A 1,249-nucleotide genomic window follows, 5' to 3' on the forward strand; every position below is an offset into this window, starting at 1 on the left:
ACACAGTGGACGCGAGCATCTGAGGACAAGCCCTCGGCCTATTAGTACCAGTCAACTCCACCCATTACTGAGCTTCCATATCTGGCCTATCAACCCCATCGTCTATAGGGAGCCTTAACCCCTCAAAGGGGGTGGGAGTCCTCATCTCGAAGCAGGCTTCCCGCTTAGATGCTTTCAGCGGTTATCCCTCCCGAACGTAGCCAACCAGCCATGCCCTTGGCAGGACAACTGGCACACCAGAGGTTCGTCCGTCCCGGTCCTCTCGTACTAGGGACAGCCCTTCTCAAGACTCCTACGCGCACAGCGGATAGGGACCGAACTGTCTCACGACGTTCTAAACCCAGCTCGCGTACCGCTTTAATGGGCGAACAGCCCAACCCTTGGGACCGACTCCAGCCCCAGGATGCGACGAGCCGACATCGAGGTGCCAAACCATCCCGTCGATACGGACTCTTGGGGAAGATCAGCCTGTTATCCCCGGGGTACCTTTTATCCGTTGAGCGACGGCGCTTCCACAAGCCACCGCCGGATCACTAGTCCCGACTTTCGTCCCTGCTCGACCCGTCAGTCTCACAGTCAAGCTCCCTTGTGCACTTACACTCAACACCTGATTACCAACCAGGCTGAGGGAACCTTTGGGCGCCTCCGTTACCCTTTAGGAGGCAACCGCCCCAGTTAAACTACCCACCAGACACTGTCCCTGATCCGGATCACGGACCCAGGTTAGACATCCAGCACGACCAGAGTGGTATTTCAACAACGACTCCACCCAGACTAGCGCCTGAGCTTCACAGTCTCCCACCTATCCTACACAAGCCGAACCGAACACCAATATCAAGCTATAGTAAAGGTCCCGGGGTCTTTCCGTCCTGCTGCGCGAAACGAGCATCTTTACTCGTAATGCAATTTCACCGGGCCTATGGTTGAGACAGTCAAGAAGTCGTTACGCCATTCGTGCAGGTCGGAACTTACCCGACAAGGAATTTCGCTACCTTAGGATGGTTATAGTTACCACCGCCGTTTACTGGCGCTTAAGTTCTCAGCTTCGCCGGCCCGAAAGCCGACTAACCGGTCCCCTTAACGTTCCAGCACCGGGCAGGCGTCAGTCCGTATACATCGCCTTACGGCTTCGCACGGACCTGTGTTTTTAGTAAACAGTCGCTTCTCGCTGGTCTCTGCGGCCACCCCCAGCTCAGAGAGCAAAGCCTCATCACCAGGAATGGCCCCCCTTCTCCCGAAGTTACGGGGG

Annotated in this window: 1 rRNA gene; it reads right to left on the reverse strand. The window is 56.4% G+C overall.

Going from position 1 to position 1,249, the window contains the following annotated elements:
* Window positions 1-21: 21 nt before the first annotated feature.
* A 23S ribosomal RNA gene (locus ABD299_RS24840) occupies window positions 22-1,249 on the reverse strand; the annotation flags it as partial.

The sequence above is a fragment of the Streptomyces sodiiphilus genome, assembly GCF_039529215.1.
In the GTDB taxonomy this organism is placed as follows: Bacteria; Actinomycetota; Actinomycetes; order Streptomycetales; family Streptomycetaceae; genus Streptomyces; species Streptomyces sodiiphilus.